The 19,535-nt window shown below is 62.7% G+C and carries 21 protein-coding genes and 1 pseudogene; 15 read left to right on the forward strand and 7 right to left on the reverse strand.

All coding sequences use genetic code 11. From position 1 onward, the window contains the following. Positions 1–132: 132 nt before the first annotated feature. Together C482_RS22395 and C482_RS11805 are read left to right on the forward strand one after the other, a co-directional pair. Entirely contained in the window at positions 133–312 is a 180-nt protein-coding gene (locus C482_RS22395) for a DUF7836 family putative zinc-binding protein (RefSeq protein ID WP_049896666.1), read from the forward strand. Between the two features lie 239 nt (positions 313–551). Beyond that, entirely contained in the window at positions 552–788 is a 237-nt protein-coding gene (locus C482_RS11805) for a UPF0058 family protein (RefSeq protein WP_006167856.1), read from the forward strand. A 581-nt stretch (positions 789–1,369) separates the two neighbouring features. Here the strand turns inward: C482_RS11805 and C482_RS11810 are convergent. Further along, a complete protein-coding gene (locus C482_RS11810; RefSeq protein ID WP_006167857.1) occupies positions 1,370–1,954 on the reverse strand; it encodes a DUF555 domain-containing protein in 585 nt (194 codons plus the stop codon). A 125-nt stretch (positions 1,955–2,079) separates the two neighbouring features. Here C482_RS11810 and C482_RS11815 point away from each other — a divergent pair, with 125 nt between their 5' ends. From C482_RS11815 to C482_RS11830, 4 genes are all read left to right on the forward strand, one after another. Beyond that, a complete protein-coding gene (locus tag C482_RS11815; RefSeq protein WP_006167858.1) occupies positions 2,080–2,961 on the forward strand; it encodes a DNA-3-methyladenine glycosylase family protein in 882 nt (293 codons plus the stop codon). A 145-nt stretch (positions 2,962–3,106) separates the two neighbouring features. Continuing rightward, positions 3,107–3,478: a hypothetical protein gene (locus C482_RS11820; protein WP_006167859.1), complete on the forward strand. Its 372-nt coding sequence runs from the start codon at positions 3,107–3,109 to the stop codon at positions 3,476–3,478. 108 nt (positions 3,479–3,586) lie between these two features. Then, positions 3,587–3,910 (forward strand): DUF3784 domain-containing protein, encoded by a 324-nt coding sequence (locus C482_RS11825; RefSeq protein ID WP_006167860.1) that lies wholly within the window; start codon positions 3,587–3,589, stop codon positions 3,908–3,910. A gap of 69 nt (positions 3,911–3,979) precedes the next feature. Then, positions 3,980–4,267 carry an acylphosphatase gene (locus C482_RS11830; protein ID WP_006167861.1) on the forward strand — a complete coding sequence of 96 codons (288 nt, stop codon included), beginning with the start codon at positions 3,980–3,982 and terminating at the stop codon, positions 4,265–4,267. A gap of 26 nt (positions 4,268–4,293) precedes the next feature. Here the strand turns inward: C482_RS11830 and C482_RS11835 are convergent, their stop codons facing one another. Continuing rightward, entirely contained in the window at positions 4,294–4,797 is a 504-nt protein-coding gene (locus C482_RS11835) for a hypothetical protein (RefSeq protein ID WP_006167862.1), read from the reverse strand. Between the two features lie 75 nt (positions 4,798–4,872). Between C482_RS11835 and C482_RS11840 the strand changes: the two genes are divergently transcribed. From C482_RS11840 to C482_RS11850, 3 genes are read left to right on the forward strand one after another with little or no spacing between them, the layout of a single operon-like run. After that, the gene (locus tag C482_RS11840) at positions 4,873–6,351 is read left to right on the forward strand and encodes a bifunctional ADP-dependent NAD(P)H-hydrate dehydratase/NAD(P)H-hydrate epimerase (RefSeq protein ID WP_006167863.1); all 1,479 of its coding nucleotides are present in this window, start codon (positions 4,873–4,875) and stop codon (positions 6,349–6,351) included. Then, positions 6,351–6,899, forward strand: coding sequence for a cyclic pyranopterin monophosphate synthase MoaC (gene moaC / locus C482_RS11845; protein ID WP_006167864.1), 549 nt, complete (start codon positions 6,351–6,353; stop codon positions 6,897–6,899). Before C482_RS11840 ends, moaC begins: the two co-directional genes overlap by 1 nt. Before the next feature lie 49 nt (positions 6,900–6,948). After that, positions 6,949–8,070, forward strand: a complete 1,122-nt coding sequence (locus C482_RS11850; RefSeq protein ID WP_006167865.1) for a DUF7351 domain-containing protein — start codon at positions 6,949–6,951, stop codon at positions 8,068–8,070. 11 nt (positions 8,071–8,081) lie between these two features. On the opposite strand, the gene C482_RS11855 is transcribed toward C482_RS11850, so the two are convergent. Next, positions 8,082–8,930, reverse strand: a complete 849-nt coding sequence (locus C482_RS11855) for an archaeal proteasome endopeptidase complex subunit alpha (protein ID WP_006167866.1) — start codon at positions 8,928–8,930, stop codon at positions 8,082–8,084. A 2-nt stretch (positions 8,931–8,932) separates the two neighbouring features. After that, positions 8,933–9,658: an Ntn hydrolase family protein gene (locus C482_RS11860; protein WP_006167867.1), complete on the reverse strand. Its 726-nt coding sequence runs from the start codon at positions 9,656–9,658 to the stop codon at positions 8,933–8,935. A gap of 213 nt (positions 9,659–9,871) precedes the next feature. On the opposite strand from C482_RS11860, the gene C482_RS11865 reads away from it, so the two are divergent. Beyond that, entirely contained in the window at positions 9,872–11,248 is a 1,377-nt protein-coding gene (locus tag C482_RS11865) for a phosphohexomutase domain-containing protein (protein WP_006167868.1), read from the forward strand. Between the two features lie 157 nt (positions 11,249–11,405). Here the strand turns inward: C482_RS11865 and C482_RS20460 are convergent. Continuing rightward, a pseudogene (locus C482_RS20460) lies at positions 11,406–12,170 on the reverse strand (RNA-guided endonuclease InsQ/TnpB family protein); the annotation flags it as partial. Between the two features lie 187 nt (positions 12,171–12,357). On the opposite strand from C482_RS20460, the gene C482_RS11875 reads away from it, so the two are divergent. The 5 genes from C482_RS11875 (at position 12,358) to cdd (ending at position 18,050) form a co-directional block, all read left to right on the forward strand. After that, positions 12,358–13,407, forward strand: coding sequence for a BMP family lipoprotein (locus C482_RS11875; RefSeq protein WP_049896668.1), 1,050 nt, complete (start codon positions 12,358–12,360; stop codon positions 13,405–13,407). A 4-nt stretch (positions 13,408–13,411) separates the two neighbouring features. Next, positions 13,412–15,184 (forward strand): ABC transporter ATP-binding protein, encoded by a 1,773-nt coding sequence (locus C482_RS11880; protein WP_006167870.1) that lies wholly within the window; start codon positions 13,412–13,414, stop codon positions 15,182–15,184. A 17-nt stretch (positions 15,185–15,201) separates the two neighbouring features. Continuing rightward, complete coding sequence (locus C482_RS11885; protein WP_049896678.1) at positions 15,202–16,467, forward strand: ABC transporter permease; 1,266 nt, start codon at positions 15,202–15,204, stop codon at positions 16,465–16,467. Next, on the forward strand, positions 16,460–17,506 hold the full coding sequence (locus C482_RS11890) for an ABC transporter permease (RefSeq protein WP_049896669.1): 1,047 nt from the start codon (positions 16,460–16,462) through the stop codon (positions 17,504–17,506). The genes C482_RS11885 and C482_RS11890 overlap by 8 nt, the downstream gene beginning before the upstream one ends. A 67-nt stretch (positions 17,507–17,573) precedes the next feature. Next, positions 17,574–18,050: a cytidine deaminase gene (gene cdd / locus C482_RS11895; RefSeq protein ID WP_152422002.1), complete on the forward strand. Its 477-nt coding sequence runs from the start codon at positions 17,574–17,576 to the stop codon at positions 18,048–18,050. Between the two features lie 63 nt (positions 18,051–18,113). Here cdd and C482_RS11900 read toward each other — a convergent pair whose 3' ends face one another. After that, positions 18,114–18,923 carry a glucose 1-dehydrogenase gene (locus tag C482_RS11900; RefSeq protein ID WP_006167874.1) on the reverse strand — a complete coding sequence of 270 codons (810 nt, stop codon included), beginning with the start codon at positions 18,921–18,923 and terminating at the stop codon, positions 18,114–18,116. A 77-nt stretch (positions 18,924–19,000) separates the two neighbouring features. Further along, positions 19,001–19,480, reverse strand: a complete 480-nt coding sequence (locus C482_RS11905; RefSeq protein WP_006167875.1) for a DUF488 domain-containing protein — start codon at positions 19,478–19,480, stop codon at positions 19,001–19,003. Positions 19,481–19,535: the final 55 nt, after the last annotated feature.

The raw sequence follows: 19,535 nt of genomic DNA on the forward strand, positions 1-19,535 counted from the left end.
GTGACACTGTTGCTGTCTATACGCTGCTCTCTACTGATCTCACTTCCGTAGCGGTTCTTGTCTGTTCTAAGTGCCATCCATTGTGAGACAGCTGCGACAAGCTTTTTCACATATGGTGTGTAATAGCGTGCCATGGACGAGACGACCGTGCAGCTGTTGTGTCCAGAATGTGCGAAAGATTGGCAGCGGTCGCCCGGGACACTCCCAGCGTCGGCAGAAATGTTTCACTGTCCGAACTGTCACGCCTCTCGACGCACAGCTGAGTTCATGCGAACAGATCGTGACCTCCAGAATCTCAAACAGTTAGGCTAACACTGAATCTGTCTCCTTTGGTCACCGCAGACCAGATTCGGACCTACCCGAACATGCAATGAGACAACCGATAGCGATTCCTACTGCCGTGACAATGAGTTGTTGTGAACCGTTTCATCCGGCTAGCAGCTGTTTTCGAATAGTTTTTGTACCGGATTTTCACGTACGTTGTCCCTATACGCATGGTAACGCGACTCAAGATAATAATATAACCCTGCAGTGGATAGGAGTGCATGGTTATGAAGAAACAGGAGCTCATTCACCTTCACGGCCTTCTTGCGGAGGTATCGAACCAGTGTGCAGAGTGGGATAACTGTCAGATTGACCTCGGCGAATACGACTCTCTTGGTATTCGACCGACATCAATTCATAAATCGAAAACCGACCACAAGGCCGCTGTTTTTGCACTCGCTGGCGGAATCACGATGAACATGCGCGAGAGCGAGCAGGAAGCTGTCGCTGCTACCGCAGACTAAGTCGTACGGAGCCCCCTTCAGGAACACACGTATACTACTGGCGAGACTGGATTCCAAACCAGCTGCCCTCCGCTGGTGTGGTACTCGAGTGCCCGTCCGTACAGTGTGATGCTATTCAACGGGGAACACGACGCAGGTTCTGGGTGCGCGTTTAGGTCAGTTACTCTCAATGTCTCGTCCGTCGTACTTTCTCAGTGTCTGTTTTTGAATTCGGCCGAACGAACAGTCGAGCAGTAATAGTTAGACGCGATTTCTCGAGAACCGCCTCTCACCAGCTTTCTACCCCCTTTGATCGACTCTCTAGTCACCCACTTCCGACGATCCATCGAACAGAAAAGTGCTCTGAACTGTGGTCGACTGTCGTGATAGAAGATGATTACCCTGCAGTGTGACAAACTGGTGCCGAACCAGTTCGGGAGGCAGTGTTCCGATATTCCTCGTGCTGAGACAGCCAATGATGAGACAGTCTCCGCCAGCAATGTTCGATCAGAGACACCGACCACAGGGTCGTCGAGCCATGGTCTACAAGCTCTCAATCAAAAGAAACCGCTGGATCTACCCGAGTCGCCTGGTGATTCAGATTACTCGACTAGGTCCTCAAACTCAGGGAGGATCTCCTCGTCCGTCTGGTCGTCTCCCTCGTCGTCAACCCGCGTGTTTTCCCCACCGTCAGTTTCGTCTCCACTGCTCGCGCTCGAGGACGCCGACTCTGTATCTGTCTCCGAGAGCTCCCCACCGACATCTGCATCGTCGCTGTCGGCCGCCGTCTCGTCAGCATCCGCTGTACTCTCTGTCGCCTCTTCGTCGTCTTCGGCATCATCGTCGTCTTCATCCTCGATAACCTCCACTTGCTCGACCTCGAGTGGAATGTTCTCGAGTCGCTGTCCGATTTCCTTGCGAGCGATTCGGGAGGCGTGCTCCTCACGCTCGACGTTGAACACGGTCATCTCGAGTTCGAGTGCGACGAGCGCCTCGTCGGCTGCGATGAACGCAGGTGGTAACTCTTCACCGGACGGGGACGTCCGTTCGCCCATGTTGATCTCGACGTAATTTAAGTCAGGGTTCAGCATCTCGCCCGTCTTCGAGATGGCGATGCGAATCGCCTCATCTTCTGTCTCGACGTCGAATACCGGCACTGCAGCTTCGACGACAACCCTGCAGTTCATACACACACATTGTGTCGCATGCAGTATGAAGGTTCGCCCCGGTAACACACAGCGCGAGGCGGCCTGAGAACGGTAGAGACGTCAGTCCGAAAGGCCCAAGCCGACGCCCCCGTAGGGATCACCGAATGGAAACGGGGACGATCCGCCTCGAGGAACTCTCCGGCGGACTCGATCTGTATCGGACGCTCGAAAGCGGTCAGACCTACCTCTGGCGGCGCGCAGACGGCGAGATGTACAGCGGGACGCCCGCTCTCGGCGAGTGGTACGTCACCGTCGTCGACGGCGACGTGATCCGCGCGCGAACAGTCGACGGGGTACTCGAGTGGCAGTCCACGACCGACGCCGAGCCGACCGTCCGTCGCCTCCTTCGTCTGGACGACGATCTGGAGGCGATCGTCGACGCTGCACCCGACGATCCGCTGTTAGACGAGGCCTACGAGGCCCACCGCGGGATGCGCCTCGTCACTGACCCGGCCTTTGGCACGCTAGTTTCGTTCATCTGCTCGGCGCAGATGCGCGTCAGTCGCATCCACTCGATGGTCTCGACACTCGCGCGGGAGTACGGCGACGAGGTCTCCCTGAACGGCGACACCTACCATGCCTTCCCGACGCCAGCCCAGCTCGCAAGCGCAACCGAAGCCGAACTCCGCGACCTCGGACTCGGCTACCGCGCCCCCTACGTCGTCCGCACCGCCGAGATGGTCGCCAGCGGCGAGACCCACCCCGACGACGCGCGGACACTCGAGTACGAAGCCGCTCGCGAGCACCTCTGTCAGTTCGTCGGCGTCGGCGACAAGGTGGCCGACTGCGTGTTGCTCTTTGCACTCGAGTTCGACGAGGCGGTGCCCCTCGATACGTGGCTCAAGACGGCGATCGAGGAGCACTATCCCCACTGTGACTGTGGCTCGTACACCGAAACGTCGCGAGCGCTCCGTGAGGAGTTTGGCGGCGAGTACGCGGGCTATGCACAGACGTACGTCTTTCATCACCTGCGGACTGGCGACTGAAACGGTCGGTCGAAACGAGTTGTCGTTCAGTCCAGCACTGTCGCCCACGTTCCCGGCGACAGCAGCGACGCTCCTGTACTGGCCCCTATATCAGACTTTGCTACAAGTCAAAGGGTTGAACAATCATACATGCAATTATCACGTCATGGAAACTGTCCGTCGATCCGCCGTCGGCGCGTTCGTCCTCGGCGGTGCTGTGAGCGCAGCGGTGCTTTCGTGGTACGCCGCCGGGTTGAACTACCCGCTGATCGCGTTCGAGCACCCAGTCCAGTTGCTACCGAGTGCGGTCTTTTTCGTTCTCGGTGGGCTGCCGGCGTTCCTTCTCGTCCGGAACCGAGTGCTCACGCCAGCAGTCGTCGCTGTGTTGACTATCGGCGTCTGGATCTGGTCAGAGGCGAATCCAGGGCCTGGTGATCCACTCATCGGACTGGTCTTCGTGACGGCACCGACCGGACTCGCACTGATGCTGGTGAGTTCCTGGGTCGAGCTGTGGGTCCGTCGTCATCAGATTGGCTGAACTCGAGTTCGATCCAGACTCTCACTCTCTCTCTCCGCTCGTGATGATCGATCCAGCAAACGGAACTCGTCGGGCACTTATTTGTAGTACCACTGCCATTATCCGCGTATGAACGGCCCCGCAGCCGCCGTCCTGCTCTCCAGCGCCATCTTCGTCGGCGGACTCGGTATCGCGATCAAATACTTCGGACACACCGAACTCATCGCCGGCTACGACCCCGACACCGTCACCGACGAGGGGGGACTCGCCTCGTTCGTCGGCACGAACATCCTCGTCGTCGCCGGACTCCTCCTCGCGCTCGCGGTACTCGAGTCCACCCAGCCGGCAGACGGTGCGGCAACCGACGCTGCCTGGATCGGGTTTCTGATCGTGGTGTTCGCGCTCACGGGCTGGCTGATCGTTGGGTCGCGGCGATTCGAGCGTGGGGAGTAAGCCGGCAGTGTGACGGACGCTGGCGCGCCGAGGCTGGGATTTTTGCCGGTCGCACTCGAGTGCTCGTGTATGGCAGACGAGTCAGACCGAACGCGTGCACACGTTTTCGTTTCGGGAACCGTGCAGGGCGTTTACTACCGGGCGAATACCCGCGATACGGCCCAGGAAAAGGGAATCGATGGCTGGGTGCGGAATCTCGATGATGGCCGTGTCGAAGCGATCTTCGAAGGTTCCGACGAGGCCGTCGAGTCGATGATCGAGTGGTGTCACACGGGGAGTCCGTCGGCAGCGGTTGAGAACGTCGACGCCGAGTTCGAGGAGCCCGAAGGGGAGAACGGGTTCGAGATCCGGTACTGACTGGCTGCGAGCTGTTTCGAGAATCCTCAGACGGTTTCAACTAGATACTCCGCGAGCCACGGCGGCTCCTCGGTGTACTCCCACGTCGCGAGCTCGGCCTTCTCGCCGGCGTAGTAGGCGCGGTAGGCCGCGACGGGATCGCCCGGGCGCTTGTACTCGTCGGGCATCGCCTGCGGCCGCGGCGTCGGCTCCGCAAATGGAAAGTCGATCAGATCGGGGTCGATCTGGTCGATGACCTCCCAACTCGCGTGGGCCTCGCCCTCGTCTTTCTCGTAGCGCTCGGTGAACTCGGCGTTGAGCGCCTCGGCGTGCTCGCGCAGGCACAGCCAGTTCGCCCGTGATTCGGTCGCCCACTCGGTGACTGGGTGGCTGACGTGGGTCGGCTGGTAGAGAAACTCGGCCTCGTAACCGTTCTCGCGGGCCGCCGTACAGAGGACCTGCGCGGCCTCTAACAGCAGCTTGTTGACGTGCTGGTCGCAGTGATAGCGCGCTGCGAGGCGCGGGTCCTCGTCGAGCCAAAAGACGTTCACGACCCGTGTAGGCCTTCGAGGCTATTCAGCCTACCGTCCGCAATCTTCAACGGCTGGCCCGTCGAACGCTGGCGTATGATTACAGGCGAACGCATGGCCGCAGTCGACGCGAACGCCGCGGCACTTGGCGTCCCGCAGAAACAGCTCATGGAGTCGAGTGGGAACGCCATCGCCCGCACGGTCCGGGAGGTCACAGCGCCGGGTGCGACCGTCGCCGTCGTCGCCGGCCGCGGAAACAACGGCGGGGACGCGTTCGTCGCCGCGCGCTTTCTGGACGACTACGACGTGCGGACGCTCTTGCTCGGCCGTGCGGAGACCATCGGCACCGAAATCGCTCGCGAGAACTGGGACGCACTCCAGCACGCGGGTTACGAGACGCGCGAGGTGACCGACTCCGAAAACTTCGCTCTCCCCGACTGCGACGTGATCGTCGACGCGATGCTCGGCACGGGGATCAGCGGCGACCTCCGCGAACCTGCAGCCACCGCGGCGCGGGCGATCAACGACGCCGACGCGATCGTTGTCTCGGTGGACGTCCCATCCGGTTTCGACGCCAACGCCGGCGGCTCGTCTGCCGCTGACGACCCTGGCGACCCCGATGCCCTGCTCGCCTCGAACGCCATCGAGGCCGACCGCGTCGTCACCTTCCACGACACCAAACCCGGTCTGGACGACCTCGACGCCGACGTAACCGTCGCGGACATCGGGATTCCGGCAGCCGCTGAGCGCTTCGTCGGCCCCGGTGACGTACAACTCGCACGGCCTGACGACCGGACCGGCCGGGCGTTCGTCATCGGCGGCGGTCCCTACACCGGCGCACCGGCGCTCGCCGCACAGTCCGCCCTCCGAGCCGGCATAGAACTCTCGTTCGTCGCCGCGCCCGACACCGTTTCCGGCGAGATCCAGAGCTACGCCGAGGACCTGATCGTCCAGCCCTACGAGAGCGAGATTCTCACACCAGACCAGGTCAGCGATCTCGTCGACACCGCCGAACGGTACGACGACGTGGTGATCCTCGGCCCCGGACTCGGGACCGCAGACGAGACGCTCGAGGCCGCCCGCCAGTTTCTCACGTCCTACACCGGCCCCGTGGTCGTCGACGCGGACGCACTCGAGACGGTGCCGGATCTCGACACTGAGGCGACTCTGGTCTGTACCCCAAACCGGCGCGAGCTTGCGGGAATGGGCGGCCCCGACGTGGACGACCTGCAGGAGGCAGCGGACGAGATTGAGGCGTTCACGGCGGAGCTGGACCACGTCGACGTACTTCTCGCAAAGGGGGCAACGGACGTGATAACTGACGGCGAGCGAACACGGCTCAGCCGCTCGGGAACGGCGGGCATGAAAGTCGGCGGGACGGGCGACGTGCTCACCGGTATCGTCGCTGCTCTGCTGGAGCACGCCAAGCCGCTGGACGCGGCCGCGGCGGCCGCACAGGTCAACGGACTCGCCGGCGAACGACTCGCGGCGGCCGACGGATTCGGCTACCTCGCCTCCGAGGTACTCGAGGAAATCCCCAAGGTGCTGTGGGAGAGTGAGGAGAGTGAGAACTGATGAGCGACAAGCCGATTTCGACGGATGGGGGGAGCGGGGACGACAGTGGAGCGGAGACGGACACCAACGCCACCGCCGAGGACCTCACCCACACCACAGACGATGGGGACGTACAGATGGTCGACGTCGGCGACAAACCCGACAGCAAACGCCGGGCCGTCGCGGCGGGAGAGATCCGCCTGCAGGAATCGACAATCGAGGCCATTCGCTCGGACGAGATCGGCAAAGGTGACGTGCTCGCGACCGCCCGAATCGGCGCGATTCAGGCGGTCAAGCACACCTGGGAGACGATCCCGATGTGCCACCAGATTCCGATTACGAACGTCGATACCGACTTCTCGCTGTCCGAGGACCGCGTCGAGTGCGAGGTCGCAGTCGAGACGACGGGCAAGACCGGCTGCGAAATGGAGGCACTCGAGGGCGTCACGACCGGACTGAACGTCGTCTGGGATATGGTGAAGGCCGTCGAGAAGGACGCCAAAGGCCAGTACCCCGAGACGGGAATCGAGAACGTGCGCGTGGTGCAGAAGGAGAAGCGTCAGGCATAGCGCCAACTCTAGCCAAACGTACTTTTTCGTCCGCCACGAATTGGCTGGCATGTCAACGGAGGACGGCGAGGACCCGCCCGTCGCCGCGCCCGAGCCGAGCGACCGCGTCTCCGACCCCAGCGACGCCTTCCAGGCGCTCGGCAACGAGGTCAGGATGGGGATACTCGAGACGATGCTCGAATGGACGGACGGCCCCGGGCCGGAAGCGAGTGAACGTGACGGCGAGTCGTATCGGTCGAACCCGTCCTTTTCGATGCTGTTCGAGGCCTCGGACGTCGAAACCTCCGCTGGCTTTGCCTATCATCTGGACGAGCTCGTGGGGCCGTATCTCCGGAAGGTGAACGACGAGTCGTCAGCTGACGCCGATTCCGGTGCCGACGGCTACGAACTCACCTACGCCGGCGAGCAAATCGCACGCGCCATTGCGACCGGCACGTACACCCAGCGCGTCGACCACCCACCGGTCCCGCTCGAGGACGACTGTCCGTTCTGCGAGCACGACGCGCTCACCGCCCAGGCCAGCGACAACCGGGTTACCGTCGCCTGCGGGCACTGTGAACGCTGCCTGCTCCGACTCGATCTCCCACCGGCCGGACTCGAGTCCCACGGCGAATCGTTCCCCGCGGCATTCGACCGCTACCACAGACACCGACTCTCGCTCGTTCGTGACGGCGTCTGTCCGGCCTGCAGCGGCGAAGTCGACGCCAGACTCGTGCGGCCGTCGCCGGCGACAGACGACCTCCTGCCCGCAGAACACGCCACACATCTTCAGGCCGAGTTCACCTGCTCATGCTGTGGCACGACGCTTCGGTCACCCGTCGCGCTCTCGCTGCTTTCCCATCCGGCCGTCGTCTCGTTCTACTACGAACACGGGCAGGCTGTCAGCGAGCGCCCGCTCTGGAACGTCGGCCACGAGTGGGCCGAGATGGTGCTCTCCGAGGACCCGCTCGCCGTCCGTGTCGTCGTCGAACTCGAGGACGACGTGCTCGCGCTGTACGTCGACGAGCGGCTGAACGTGGTCGAGACGCAGCGAGCGTCGGTGTCCGAGACCACCGAGGGTGACGAATCCGCCGAGAGTGACGGGGTCGCTGAGACCACGGAGACCACCGAGGCCGGCGAAACAGTCGGAACACACGAGACGGACGATACAGCCGAGACGACTGCCCAGTAGCGAACCCGCACCTACTCGAGTTCCCCGAGTCCGTCTGCAAGCTCTTCTTCGCCGACAGCGCCCGCTCGATCAGCTACGGTATCGGGGGTGAGCACGAGGGCATCGACTGTTTCGGGTGAGAGTTCGGTGTCGGTGTCGGTCTCGGTCTCGGAGGTGCCGGCGGCGAGGGACTCGAGTGCGAGCGGGAGACCGTCTTCCCCCACCCCCGCTTCGGCATCGCTGTCAGCCAGCCGCCCCTCCAGGAACGATCTGATATCGGCCGTGCCGTTGCCGATCGCGGTCGCACGCCAGCCGTAGTGTGTGCCGCCGGGGTCGACCTCGTAGAGCGCTGGCTGGGGGTGTTGTCCTGCTGCGTTACTACCGCTTCCACTACCGCTACCGCTTTCGCTTTCCTTTCTCCTTTTCCTTTCCCTCCCCCTTCCAGCGTCGACACCCGCAACGAGCAACGCAGCGCCGTACGGCCGCGTTCCACCAGCCTGCGTCTGTTCCTGGATGTGGTCCGCAATCGCCTCCGCAAGCGTCTCTGTGGGTATCGGTTCAGCATAGCGGAGCCGGTGGCGCTGACAGCGCTTCCGAGCCGTCTCGACCAACTGCCGTGCATCAGCAGCATGCCCCGCGGTGGCGACCGCGACGTGGTCGTCGACCCGGTGAATTTTCTCGACCGACTTCGACTCGAGTAGCGGCGACCGAAGGCGCTTTCGCGCGGCGAGAACGACACCGGTGTCGGTGACGACGCCAACGCTCGGCGAGCCGCGTTCGACCGCCTCGCGGGCGTACTCGACCTGGTAGAGCCGACCATCTGGTGAGAAGATCGTGTGCCCGCGGTCGTAGGCCTGCTGGCGAGTGGTACTCGAGTCCATGGCTACGTGGCCACCCCCGGTTCTGCGTCGGTATCGGACTCACCGCCAGCCCTGTTTGTCGTTGTGGTGACGGCAGCGTCGATGCTTTCGAACTGCTCGAACTGCTCAAACTCGCGTTCGTGGTCGTGTTCGTCTCCGCCTCCGTCTTCATCGACAGTCAGCGTTGCGACCGTCATCCCGTCGCCGCTGGCGGTGTCGCGCTCGGTTGCGTTTCGGATCGCGGTCGTTGCGAGACCTCGCAGTGTGTCCACGGAGTGGTCCGGTTCGTAGGCGTCCTCGAGTCGGCCGTAGGCGAGTTGCATCCCGCTTCCGCTCGCGGCGTAGGGCGTGTCCATCACGCCGCCGCCGGGACCGACCTGATAGACGGCCGGTTCGGGGAACGTGCCGCCGAGGACGAGTTCGAGGTGCTGGTACGGCCCGCTGCGCAGGAGGTCGCCGGCAACGGTGGCCGTCGTCTCGACGGACGGCGAGCGGTCGGTCGCGTGCTCGTAGCGCGAGCGTTCGGCGCGTAACTGGCGGACGAACGACTGGGCCTCGCCGACGCTTCCGGCGAAGGTGAGCGCGGTGTGGTCGCCGACCGGGACGACCTTCTGTGCCGTGCGATTCGTGACGAAGCGGCCGCCGAGGCTGGCCCGCCTGTCAGCGGCGAGGACGACGCCGTCCGCGCCGGCGAGCCCAACCGTCGTCGTGCCGGTTTCGATGTATTCGGTGGAGTCCGTCTGGTCCATTGGTGCTCGTTCGAATCGACGGGCCACGGCGGGTTGTATGTTAGCTAAAATATATTTTAGCGCGGTGGGCGTACGAATTCGTTTCGCGGCGGCGTCCTGCTGGTTGAGGCCGGACCGGAACCTGGACGTTGCTCTGACGTTACTGGGTGACAGGACGGCCAGCAGAGACCGTATGTCACGCCATATAAGTAGTTGCTCGCGGAACGACCTCACATGACTCTGTTCGGGACCGCAGGAATCCGCGGGCCGGTCGAGGAGATCACGCCCGCGCTCGCGCTCTCGGTGGGCCAGGCCGCCGGCGAGCCCGGCGAGACGTTCGTCGTCGGCCGCGACGGCCGGGAAACCGGACCGGCGCTGGCCGCCGCGATGGAGGCCGGCCTCGAGAGCGCCGGCGCAAACGTCGCCCGCATTGGACAGGTGCCGACACCGGCGCTCGCGTTCGCCTCGCAGGGCCGCAAGGGCGTCATGCTCACCGCGAGCCACAACCCGCCGACGGACAACGGCATCAAGCTCTTCACCGACGGCGTCGAGTTCGACCGCGAGGCCGAAGAAGCCGTCGAGGACTACGTGAGCAGCGGGTCGTCGCTCCCCGCGTGGGACCAGTGGGGCAGCGCCACCGACCTCGACGTACTCGCCCCTTACCGCGACGCCGTCGCGGACTACGTCCGCACGCAGTTCCCCGACCTTGGCGCAGGGCAGACGCCGCTTGCCGGTCTCTCCATCGCCGTCGACTGCGGCAACGGCGTCGGCGCGGTCGCGACCCCGCAGGTACTCGAGTCCCTCGGCGCTGACGTCGTCGCGGTGAACGCGAACGTCGACGGCCACTTCTCGGCGCGAGAGAGCAAGCCGACCCCGGAGACGTTGTCGGCCTTCACCGAGTTCCTTGCGGACGGCGAGTTCGACCTCGGACTGGCCCACGACGGCGACGCGGACCGGCTAGTCGTGCTTGGACCCGACGGCAAGGTTATCCACGAGGATACGGTGCTCGCCCTCGTCGCGGCCCACTACACGGCTGGGAGCGACGCTGCGGACCCCGTGGTCGTCACGACGCCGAACGCCTCGGCGCGGATCGACGAGCAGGTTCGCGACGCCGGTGGCCGGGTCGAACGCGTCCGACTTGGCGCACTCCACGAGGGAATCGCCCGTGAACGCGCCGCTGGCGACGAGGACACCGCTGTCGTCTTCGCCGCAGAGCCCTGGAAGCACATCCACACTGCCTTCGGCGGCTGGATCGACGGCGTTGCGAGCGCTGCCATCGTCAGCGCGCTCGTTGCCGACGCCGGCGACACCGACACTCTCCGCGAGCCGGTCACCGAACGTCCCTACCGGAAGGTCAGTGTCGACTGCCCCGACCAGCACAAGACGGCCGTGATGGGTGCACTCGAATCCGACCTGCCCGAGGCCTTCCCTGAGACGACGGTCGACACTGACTATGGCATTCGACTCGAGTTCGAGGACGCAGCGTGGCTACTCGTCCGGCCGAGCGGCACGGAGCCGTACGTACGCCTCTACGCTGAGAGTGAGTCCGTCGACGAACTCGTCGCTGAAGCGCAGACGGTCATCGAAGCGGCAGTGGAGGGCGCTGCGTAGGCTCGCTGTCCACGTGGTCGGGATTTCTCCGATTGACGGTTTGAAGGTGGAGATGCGTGTAAGGACTGTGTGAAGTGCGTTTTATGTGAACTACCCCACCATACTCGCTCACGGCTGACGCCGTTCGCTCCTTGAGGGGAGCGTGAGACCGGGGGTCTCACGGACCATGCGAACGGGCGCTTCGCGCCCGTGAGCAGATGGGGCTTCCTGCTTCCACGACGTTGTCAGACAACGTCTGACAGCCTGTCGGGGTTCCCTCGACAAACGCGCTTTGCAGGAACCGACGTGGTTCCCGTAGGGAGCGCAGTCTCCACAGGCGTTCGAAAATCGCTCAGCGATTTTCGCAGCCCATCAGAATCGCTGTGCGATTCTGAGGACGTTGATTCGGAGCGTCCCGCACCTACTTTCTTGATACTGCGAGAAAGAATGTTCCACGCCGTCGCAAAATCGCACGCGATTTTGCTGCCCGTCAGACGTAGTCTGACGACCGCGTTCCAATCTCTGTCGGCGGTAAACCCGCACGACGGACAGGCGTGTTCGCGTACCCACAACGGTTTCTTGGTCGAGACACCGCAGGCTGCACACTCTTTGGTCGTCCCTCGTGGATTGACGGCGACGAAGTGCGTGCCTTCGCGTTCAAACTTGTACTCGAGCATCCGCAGGAACGTCCCCACGCCGCTCCGGCACGGTTCCGAGAGTTGCCGTCAAGTTCGACCAAGTCTTTCGCGTCAAGGTCTTCGACGGCCACGAGATCGTACTCTCGAGCGTAGTAGTTCGAGAGCTTGTGAAGGATGTCTCGGCGCTTGTTCTTCAGCCGGTCGGGTTTCTCCGGTGGCTCTCGATCGACTTCGACACCGAAGGTGGCGACCCACTCGACCGTCGGTTCCTTCTTGAGGGGAACCTGTTTGAGTGCGGCGTCGTCCTCAGAAATCACCGATTTCTGGGGACGCTGTATCCTCTCCCTGCTCGCGCCTTCGGCGCTCGCTGAGGAAGGGGGCTTAGCGACTCGATTCAGCTAAAATATGTTTTGGCCGGATTTGGAACCTGTTTTGGAGCGTGAAGATGGTATTTCGACGGGTATATACCCAATGTTTACGCTAGCCGCCTTCATGGTACGAAATCGACGGCAATTTCTCGGAGGGGCTGGGGCAATCGGGTTGGCAGGGCTCGCCGGCTGCATTAGTGGATTTGGAGACGAAAGTGATCATGCTGTCCAGATCGGGACGGTGTATGCAACCGGTGGACTTGGCGACGACTCGTTCAATGACATGGCCAAGCGGGGTCTCGAGGATGCACAGGACGACTTCGACATCGCAATCACAGAGACGGAACCGAGTTCCGAGAGTGAGTTCGAAAGCGCACAGCGAACCTTCGCGGAGTCCGGTGTAAACGACCTGATCAACTGCGTCGGCTACGCGCAGGCCGACGCGCTCGCGGAGAACGCGCCTGACTATCCTGAGCAGGACTTCATCATCATTGACGAGGTCGTCGAAGAAGACAATGTCCGGAGCTACACGTTCGGCGAGCCGGAGGGATCGTTTCAGGTTGGTCACCTTGCGGGACTATTGACTGAGCGGGAGTTTGCGGCCGGTGATGGGGAGACGATTCCGAACGAGAGCGTCGTCGGATTCGTTGGTGCAACCGAAACACCGCTGATCGAATCGTTTGAGGCTGGATTCACTGCTGGTGTTGAGTACGCCAACGACGATGCGGAAGTCGTGTCGTCGTACGTCGGTGAGTTCAACGATACCGCCGCTGGACAGGAAGCCGCGCGAACGATGTACCAAAATCAGGATGCCGACATCGTCTTCCACGCAGCCGGACGAACTGGCATCGGCGTCTTTCAGGCGGCCCAAGACGAGGGCCGCTTCGCAATTGGTGTCGACGACGACCAGTCACTCTCGAACGAAGACTTCGCCGACGTCATCCTCGCGAGTATGGTCAAACGCGTCGACACAGCGGTCTACTCGGCGATCGAAGACACCGTCAACGACGAGTTCGAAGGCGGCGTAGAGCGGTTGGGACTCGACGACGGCGGCGTCAGCGCGGTCTACGGTGATACGCTCGGCGACGAGATCCCCGAAGAAATCTCGACGCAGATCGAGGAGTCCAAACAGGCGATCATCGACGGCGAGATCGACGTTCCACACGAACTGTAACCGCATGACCGAGACCGAATCGGAAGCGGAGACGGGTACGGGATCAACAGCCGGCTCGGGACAAACCGGGGAAGCGAGAACGGACGTGGAAACAGGTGCAGGGCCCACAACAGAAGCAACCACGTCCAGCTACGGCGAGGCCGAAACAGACCTTGCTGTCCACCTCGACGGGATCACCAAGCGATTTCCCGGTGTCGTGGCGAACGACAACGTGGATCTCCGCGTCGAACGAGGTAGTGTTCACGCTCTGCTCGGCGAGAACGGGGCTGGCAAGACAACGCTGATGAACGTTCTCTATGGACTCTATGAGCCAGAAGAGGGCCGTGTTGTCGTCGACGGAACGGAGCGGATGTTCGACTCGCCACGAGATGCCATCGACGCTGGGGTTGGGATGATCCACCAGCACTTCATGCTGGTCGACTCCATGACGGTTGCAGAAAACATCGCGCTGGGCGACGAACCGACGAAGTGGTTCGGGATGGCGGTCGACCGCGCCCGCATCGACCGCGAGATCCGCGAACTTTGCGATCGATACGGGTTTGACGTCGATCCGAGTGCAACTGTGGCGGATCTGAGTGTCGGCGTCCAACAACGCGTCGAGATCCTCAAAGCACTCTTTCGCGGGGCGGATGTCCTTGTTCTCGACGAACCGACCGCCGTCCTCACGCCACAGGAGGTTGAGGGTCTCTACGACGTTCTCGATGAACTCACTGCACAGGGAAAGACGATCATCTTCATTACGCACAAGCTAGAAGAGGCGACCCACGCTGCCGACGCGATCACGATTCTCCGTGACGGCGAGTCCGCCGGGACGGTCGTCCCCGACCAGACAAATAAGAATGATTTAGCCGAACGCATGGTCGGCCGTGAGGTGCTCCTGGAGATCGACTCCGAGCCAATGACGACTGGCGACACCGTCCTTTCAGCAACCGACATCACCGTCGAAGACACTCGCGGTATCGAGGCTGTCTCTGGCATCGACTTCGACGTTCGTGCCGGTGAGATCGTCGGTATCGCAGGCGTCGACGGCAACGGACAGGCTGAGCTGATCGAGGCAATCACCGGCCTTCGAACGCCTGACGAAGGGACGATTACCTACGACGGGGCCGATATCACCGACTGGTCACGTCGCCGGCGAATCGATGCCGGGATGTCCTACGTCCCGGAGGATCGCCACGAGCGCGGGCTGGTCATGCCCTTCAATCTCGTTGAAAACAGTATCCTCGGGAATCAGCGTGCCTCGGAATTCGCGACCGACGGTCGCATCGACTGGGAGAACGTCCGCGACCACACAGACGACCTCATTGAGACGTACGACGTTCGGCCGCCGGATCCTGACGCCGATGCGAGTTCCTTTTCTGGCGGGAATCAACAGAAGTTTATTGTCGGTCGCGAGTTTGAACGCGATCCCTCGCTGGTCGTCGCAACCCACCCCACACGGGGTGTCGACGTCGGGTCGACCGAGTTCATCCACGATCGGTTGCTTGAACTCCGTCAACAGGGCGTCGCGATTCTGCTCGTTTCCTCGAAACTCGACGAGGTCCGGGCGCTTTCCGATCGGTTGGCCGTCATCTACGAGGGCGAATTCATCGACGTGACGGACCCCGACGAGATCACTGAGGAAGAACTCGGGTTGCTCATGGCGGGCCAACGGGTGGAGACAGATTCGACCGGATCTAGCACTGCTGAGTCTGGCCCGGGCATACGTCCCGATGCCGGTGAAACCGGTGACGACGCCGAGACCAACGCTAGCTCGAACGGAGGTCGGTCGCGATGAATTCCGGCTCCGGACCGATGCCGGACCGGATTCGACGCCTACTTGAGCGACTCATCCAGGCGTCGGTGATGGAACGAATCGCCATCAGCGTCGCGGCACTGTTCGCCGCGGTGCTCGTCGGCGGCGTTCTCGTCTTCATCTCGGGTAGCTTTGCCTCCTGCCGGTCCGGCCTGGACGTGGCCGGTACGACGTTCTGTTACAACCCGATGCAGGTGTACTACGAACTGTTCCTCGGGGCGCTTGGTCATCCACTAGAGGGTGGTTGGTCCCTGACGAACTACAACCTCGCGACGACGCTCCAGCAGACGACGCTGCTGATCTTCGCGGGACTGTCAGTCGCGGTGGCGTTTCGCGCCGGGCTCCTCAATATCGGAACACAGGGACAGCTCGTCGTTGGGGGGCTTGCAACGGCCGTTACAGTCGTCTTCGCGGCGTCGATCATCCCCAGCGGCTTCGTCGGGACGGTTGTTCTCATCCCCATCGGCGTGCTCGCCGGTGCGATCGGTGGCGGCCTCTACGGCGCGATTCCTGGCGTCCTGAAGGCCTACGCCGACGCGAACGAGGTCATCACGACGATTATGCTCAACTTTATCGCGGTTGGTATCACCTCAACGCTGCTGTCCTGGCAGTTTCAGGACCCCGAGAGCAACAATCCCCGGACGGAACCGATCCCCGAGTACGCTGAGATCCCAACCGTGCCATACATTGGATTCAGCGGTGGGATGGACTTCTCGCTGCTCGCACTCGGGTTCGCCATCGCACTCATGATTGGCATCGCCTGGCTGTTCGCCCGCACCTCGTTCGGCTACGAGCTGCGAACGAGTGGCATTCAGCCGGCGGCGGCCGCCTACGGCGGCGTCAACGAGAAGCGCATGACCGTCGCCAGCATGACCCTCTCAGGCGCTCTCGGCGGCATCGCCGGTGCGTTCTGGGTCCTGATGGTCCACGGAAGCTGGCTTGAGAACGTTCCGTCGATCGGCTTCGATGGGATTGCCGTCTCGGTACTGGCTGGCAACAATCCACTGGGCGTCGGCGCGGCTGCGTTCCTATTCGGGATACTCGAGAGTGGGTCAAACTCGATCGGCACTGCGACGGACGTGCCGCCTGAACTGGTCGGTATCCTCACCGGATTGATTATCCTTTTCGTTGCGATGCCCGAGTTCTTCCGGATGATCGGGACGCGCTACATTGATGTTCGCCCGACGGAACCCGCGCGGACCGACGGTGGTCGCGCACCTGCCGATGAGACGACTGAGGACCCACGAGGTGCTGACGATGCGTAAGCGACTCGGCCGGGCGCGAGATACTCTCGCCGCCAATCCGACAGCAACGGCAGTCGGTATCTTCGGCCTCGTCTTGCTCTTCCTTGTGGCGACGCCTGCAAGCTGGCAGACATCGACGCTTCGGCTTGCGGTTCCGATTGCCCTCGCGGCGATAGGCGGTATCTTTGCCGAGAAGAGCGGCGTGATCAACATCGGTATCGAGGGCCTACTCATTGTTTCGGCGTTCAGTTCGATCATCGCCGTTCACCGACTCGGTGACGGCGGCGCGACGATGGGGCTGTCGAATCTCTGGTGGGGGCTGCTGATCGGCGTTCTCGTCAGCGTCGTGGTTGCGCTCGTTTTCGCGGTCGTCTGTATCGACTTCAAAGCTGACCAGATCATCGCGGGACTGGCAATCTGGCTCATATCGCTCGGGCTCGCGCCGTTCGTATCGCGGATCGTCTTCGGGAGTCCGAACACCGCGGGTATCAGTCGATTCGGAAACGTGACGATTCCCGGCCTCTCGGAGCTCCCAATCCTCGGCTACCTGCTGTTCGACACGGAACCGCAGGTCTACCTCATGCTGGCCGGCGCTCTTGGCGGCTGGTTCCTCCTCACCAGGACGACCTTCGGCCGCTGGGTCGTCGCCAGCGGCGAGAATCCAAAGGCGCTCGATACGGCCGGTGTTGACGTCCGGAAGGTCCGATACGCCGCGGTCCTGCTTTCAGGGGTCTTTGCCGGCCTCGGCGGTGCTGGATTCGCACTCGGGACGCTCGGGACGTTCGCCGGCGGTGGCGACACCGCGATCAACGGCCGTGGCTTTATCGCCATCGCGACCTACCTCCTCGCGAACTACCACCCGGTCGGAGCCCTCCTCGGGTCGTTCCTCTTCGCGGGACTCAATTCGCTCCAGACCGCACTGCAGTCGGCCGGCTACGCAATTCCGACTGAACTGATCCGGACGCTTCCACACATGTCGGTTATCGTCGTCCTCGTGCTCGTCGGCCGCACCCGACTCCCGGATGCCGCCGGTGAGCACTACGAGTCCGGCGAGGACTGATCCCTGTCAGCGAACCGATCACATCGCGGTCGGTGCCTTCTTAGGCCCACTCACAGTACCGTTCGACGTGACTTCGGACGACCGCGAGGACGATGCCGACCGCAATCACGACAACGACCACGACCACGACAACGACCACGATCTCCCCGATCCCCACAACCTCATCGCGGCCGCACGCGACATCCAATCGGCCGCTCACGTCCCCTACTCCGAGTACCGCGTCGGAGCCGCACTCGAGACGGCCGACGGCGAGGTCTTCGTCGGCTGCAACCTGGAGAACGCGAACTTCAGCAACAGTCTCCACGCCGAGGAGGTCGCCATCGCCGAGGCAGTCAAGAACGGCCACCGCGAGTTTACACGGCTCGCCGTGAGTTCGGACCGCCGCGACGGCGTCACTCCCTGTGGCATGTGCCGACAGACGCTGTCCGAGTTTTGTGAGGACGACCTCATAGTGTTCTGCGACGAGGGTGAAGACGAGGGACCAACAGTATACACGCTCGGTGACCTCCTGCCGAACACGATTTCTGAAGAGACACTCGAGTAGAACTGCTCAGAATCATAGCGGGGCCCGAATCACGTTTGAGAGTGTTCGAACCCGTCTCCACAACTATAGCGCCGTGAAACCGCCATCGACAGGATACGCGTTCCCGGTGACGAACGAGGCCTCGTCCGAGCAGAGCCAGACGACGGCGTTGGCGACCTCCTCGGGCGACCCCATCCGGTTGAGCGGTTGCATGCCGACGAACTGCTCGATCTCCTCGGGGTTCTCCGCCGCGGACTGTTCGACCATCGGCGTCTCGATCACGCCGGGACAGACCGCGTTGACCCGAACGTCGGCATCTGCATACTCCGTCGCGGCCACTCGAGTAAGTCCGATGACGCCGTGTTTGCTCGCGGCGTAGGCGGACGACCCGGCCGCAGAGAGACCGGCGATGGAGGACGTGTTGACGATTGCGCCGCCGTCACCGTCACCGTCACCGTCACCGTTACCGCCAGCGCCACCGCCACCGTCGCCGTTCGCCGTCATCTCTTGGAGTTCGTACTTCAGACAGAGCCAGACGCCGGTCAGGTTGATATCCATGACCTGCTTCCAGTTGGCTTCGGTCTGCTCGGCGAGTGGGTCGGTCTCGCCCTCTATTCCCGCGTTGTTGTGCGCGATGTCGAGCCCACCGTAGGTGTCGACTGCCGTCTGGACCATCGCCTTGACGGCCTCTGGGTCCGTGACATCGGTTTCGACGAACGTCGCAGACCCGTCCGCCGACTCGATCGACTCGACTGTCTCCTCGCCACCGTCTGTGACCACGTCAGCGACGACAACGTTCGCACCCTCGGCTGCGAACCGCTCTGCCGTTTTCCTGCCGATTCCCGACGCGCCGCCGGTGACGATAGCCGTTTTTCCGTCCAGATTGTACGTCATGTGTTTGTGGTGGCGTCTCAACTCGAGTTGACGTAAGTTGACAGGGCGGTTCTCACTCGCCGGTGTGCACCCCAGCCTCAGCGGCGGTTCTCGAGCACGTCGCACAGAATCGTCCGGTGACACCGCTTTTTCTCTGTATTCTCGTAGCAGACGAGCGCTAGATTCTCGCCGGCAGCGAGTCGATCGGTGAGGGACTCGAGTGCACGTTCTGCGTCGTGGCCCGTCTGGAGGTGATCCCGGTAGGCCTCAGCGAATCCGACCTGGTCCCACGCGGCGTTGTGGGCTCCCTCGTCGCAGATGCCACGCATCTTCAGATCTTCCTCGGCAGTTTGGACGGCGTCGAGCAGATTAGCGGGCGGACCGAGTTCGGGGATGTTCTCGTCGACCACGGCGTGGAACCACGAGGTGAGGGAGCGGACGACGCCGACGAGGGTCGTTTCGGGCGGAATGTCGGCGAGGTCGTGCTGGAGGGCGGCGACGTAGGTATCGGTGAGAGTGCCGTCCGAGCGGCTGTCGTCGATGGCAGTATTGCGACCGTCGCGCCGATCACGAGCCATACCTGCCGGTACGGTCGCCCTGCATTTATATACGGTGTCGGTGCGAATCGCCGCT

The organism is Natrialba chahannaoensis JCM 10990, from assembly GCF_000337135.1.
GTDB classification, from domain to species: domain Archaea; phylum Halobacteriota; class Halobacteria; order Halobacteriales; family Natrialbaceae; genus Natrialba; species Natrialba chahannaoensis.

Bases quoted from the DNA above. Each gene is read 5' to 3' on its own strand.
- C482_RS22395 (WP_049896666.1), top strand. From the start codon at position 133: ATGGACGAGACGACCGTGCAGCTGTTGTGTCCAGAATGTGCGAAAGAT.
- C482_RS11805 (WP_006167856.1), top strand. From the start codon at position 552: ATGAAGAAACAGGAGCTCATTCACCTTCACGGCCTTCTTGCGGAGGTA.
- C482_RS11810 (WP_006167857.1), bottom strand. From the start codon at position 1,954: ATGAACTGCAGGGTTGTCGTCGAAGCTGCAGTGCCGGTATTCGACGTC.
- C482_RS11815 (WP_006167858.1), top strand. From the start codon at position 2,080: ATGGAAACGGGGACGATCCGCCTCGAGGAACTCTCCGGCGGACTCGAT.
- C482_RS11820 (WP_006167859.1), top strand. From the start codon at position 3,107: ATGGAAACTGTCCGTCGATCCGCCGTCGGCGCGTTCGTCCTCGGCGGT.
- C482_RS11825 (WP_006167860.1), top strand. From the start codon at position 3,587: ATGAACGGCCCCGCAGCCGCCGTCCTGCTCTCCAGCGCCATCTTCGTC.
- C482_RS11830 (WP_006167861.1), top strand. From the start codon at position 3,980: ATGGCAGACGAGTCAGACCGAACGCGTGCACACGTTTTCGTTTCGGGA.
- C482_RS11840 (WP_006167863.1), top strand. From the start codon at position 4,873: ATGATTACAGGCGAACGCATGGCCGCAGTCGACGCGAACGCCGCGGCA.
- moaC (WP_006167864.1), top strand. From the start codon at position 6,351: ATGAGCGACAAGCCGATTTCGACGGATGGGGGGAGCGGGGACGACAGT.
- C482_RS11850 (WP_006167865.1), top strand. From the start codon at position 6,949: ATGTCAACGGAGGACGGCGAGGACCCGCCCGTCGCCGCGCCCGAGCCG.
- C482_RS11855 (WP_006167866.1), bottom strand. From the start codon at position 8,930: ATGGACTCGAGTACCACTCGCCAGCAGGCCTACGACCGCGGGCACACG.
- C482_RS11860 (WP_006167867.1), bottom strand. From the start codon at position 9,658: ATGGACCAGACGGACTCCACCGAATACATCGAAACCGGCACGACGACG.
- C482_RS11865 (WP_006167868.1), top strand. From the start codon at position 9,872: ATGACTCTGTTCGGGACCGCAGGAATCCGCGGGCCGGTCGAGGAGATC.
- C482_RS11875 (WP_049896668.1), top strand. From the start codon at position 12,358: ATGGTACGAAATCGACGGCAATTTCTCGGAGGGGCTGGGGCAATCGGG.
- C482_RS11880 (WP_006167870.1), top strand. From the start codon at position 13,412: ATGACCGAGACCGAATCGGAAGCGGAGACGGGTACGGGATCAACAGCC.
- C482_RS11885 (WP_049896678.1), top strand. From the start codon at position 15,202: ATGCCGGACCGGATTCGACGCCTACTTGAGCGACTCATCCAGGCGTCG.
- C482_RS11890 (WP_049896669.1), top strand. From the start codon at position 16,460: ATGCGTAAGCGACTCGGCCGGGCGCGAGATACTCTCGCCGCCAATCCG.
- C482_RS11900 (WP_006167874.1), bottom strand. From the start codon at position 18,923: ATGACGTACAATCTGGACGGAAAAACGGCTATCGTCACCGGCGGCGCG.
- C482_RS11905 (WP_006167875.1), bottom strand. From the start codon at position 19,480: ATGGCTCGTGATCGGCGCGACGGTCGCAATACTGCCATCGACGACAGC.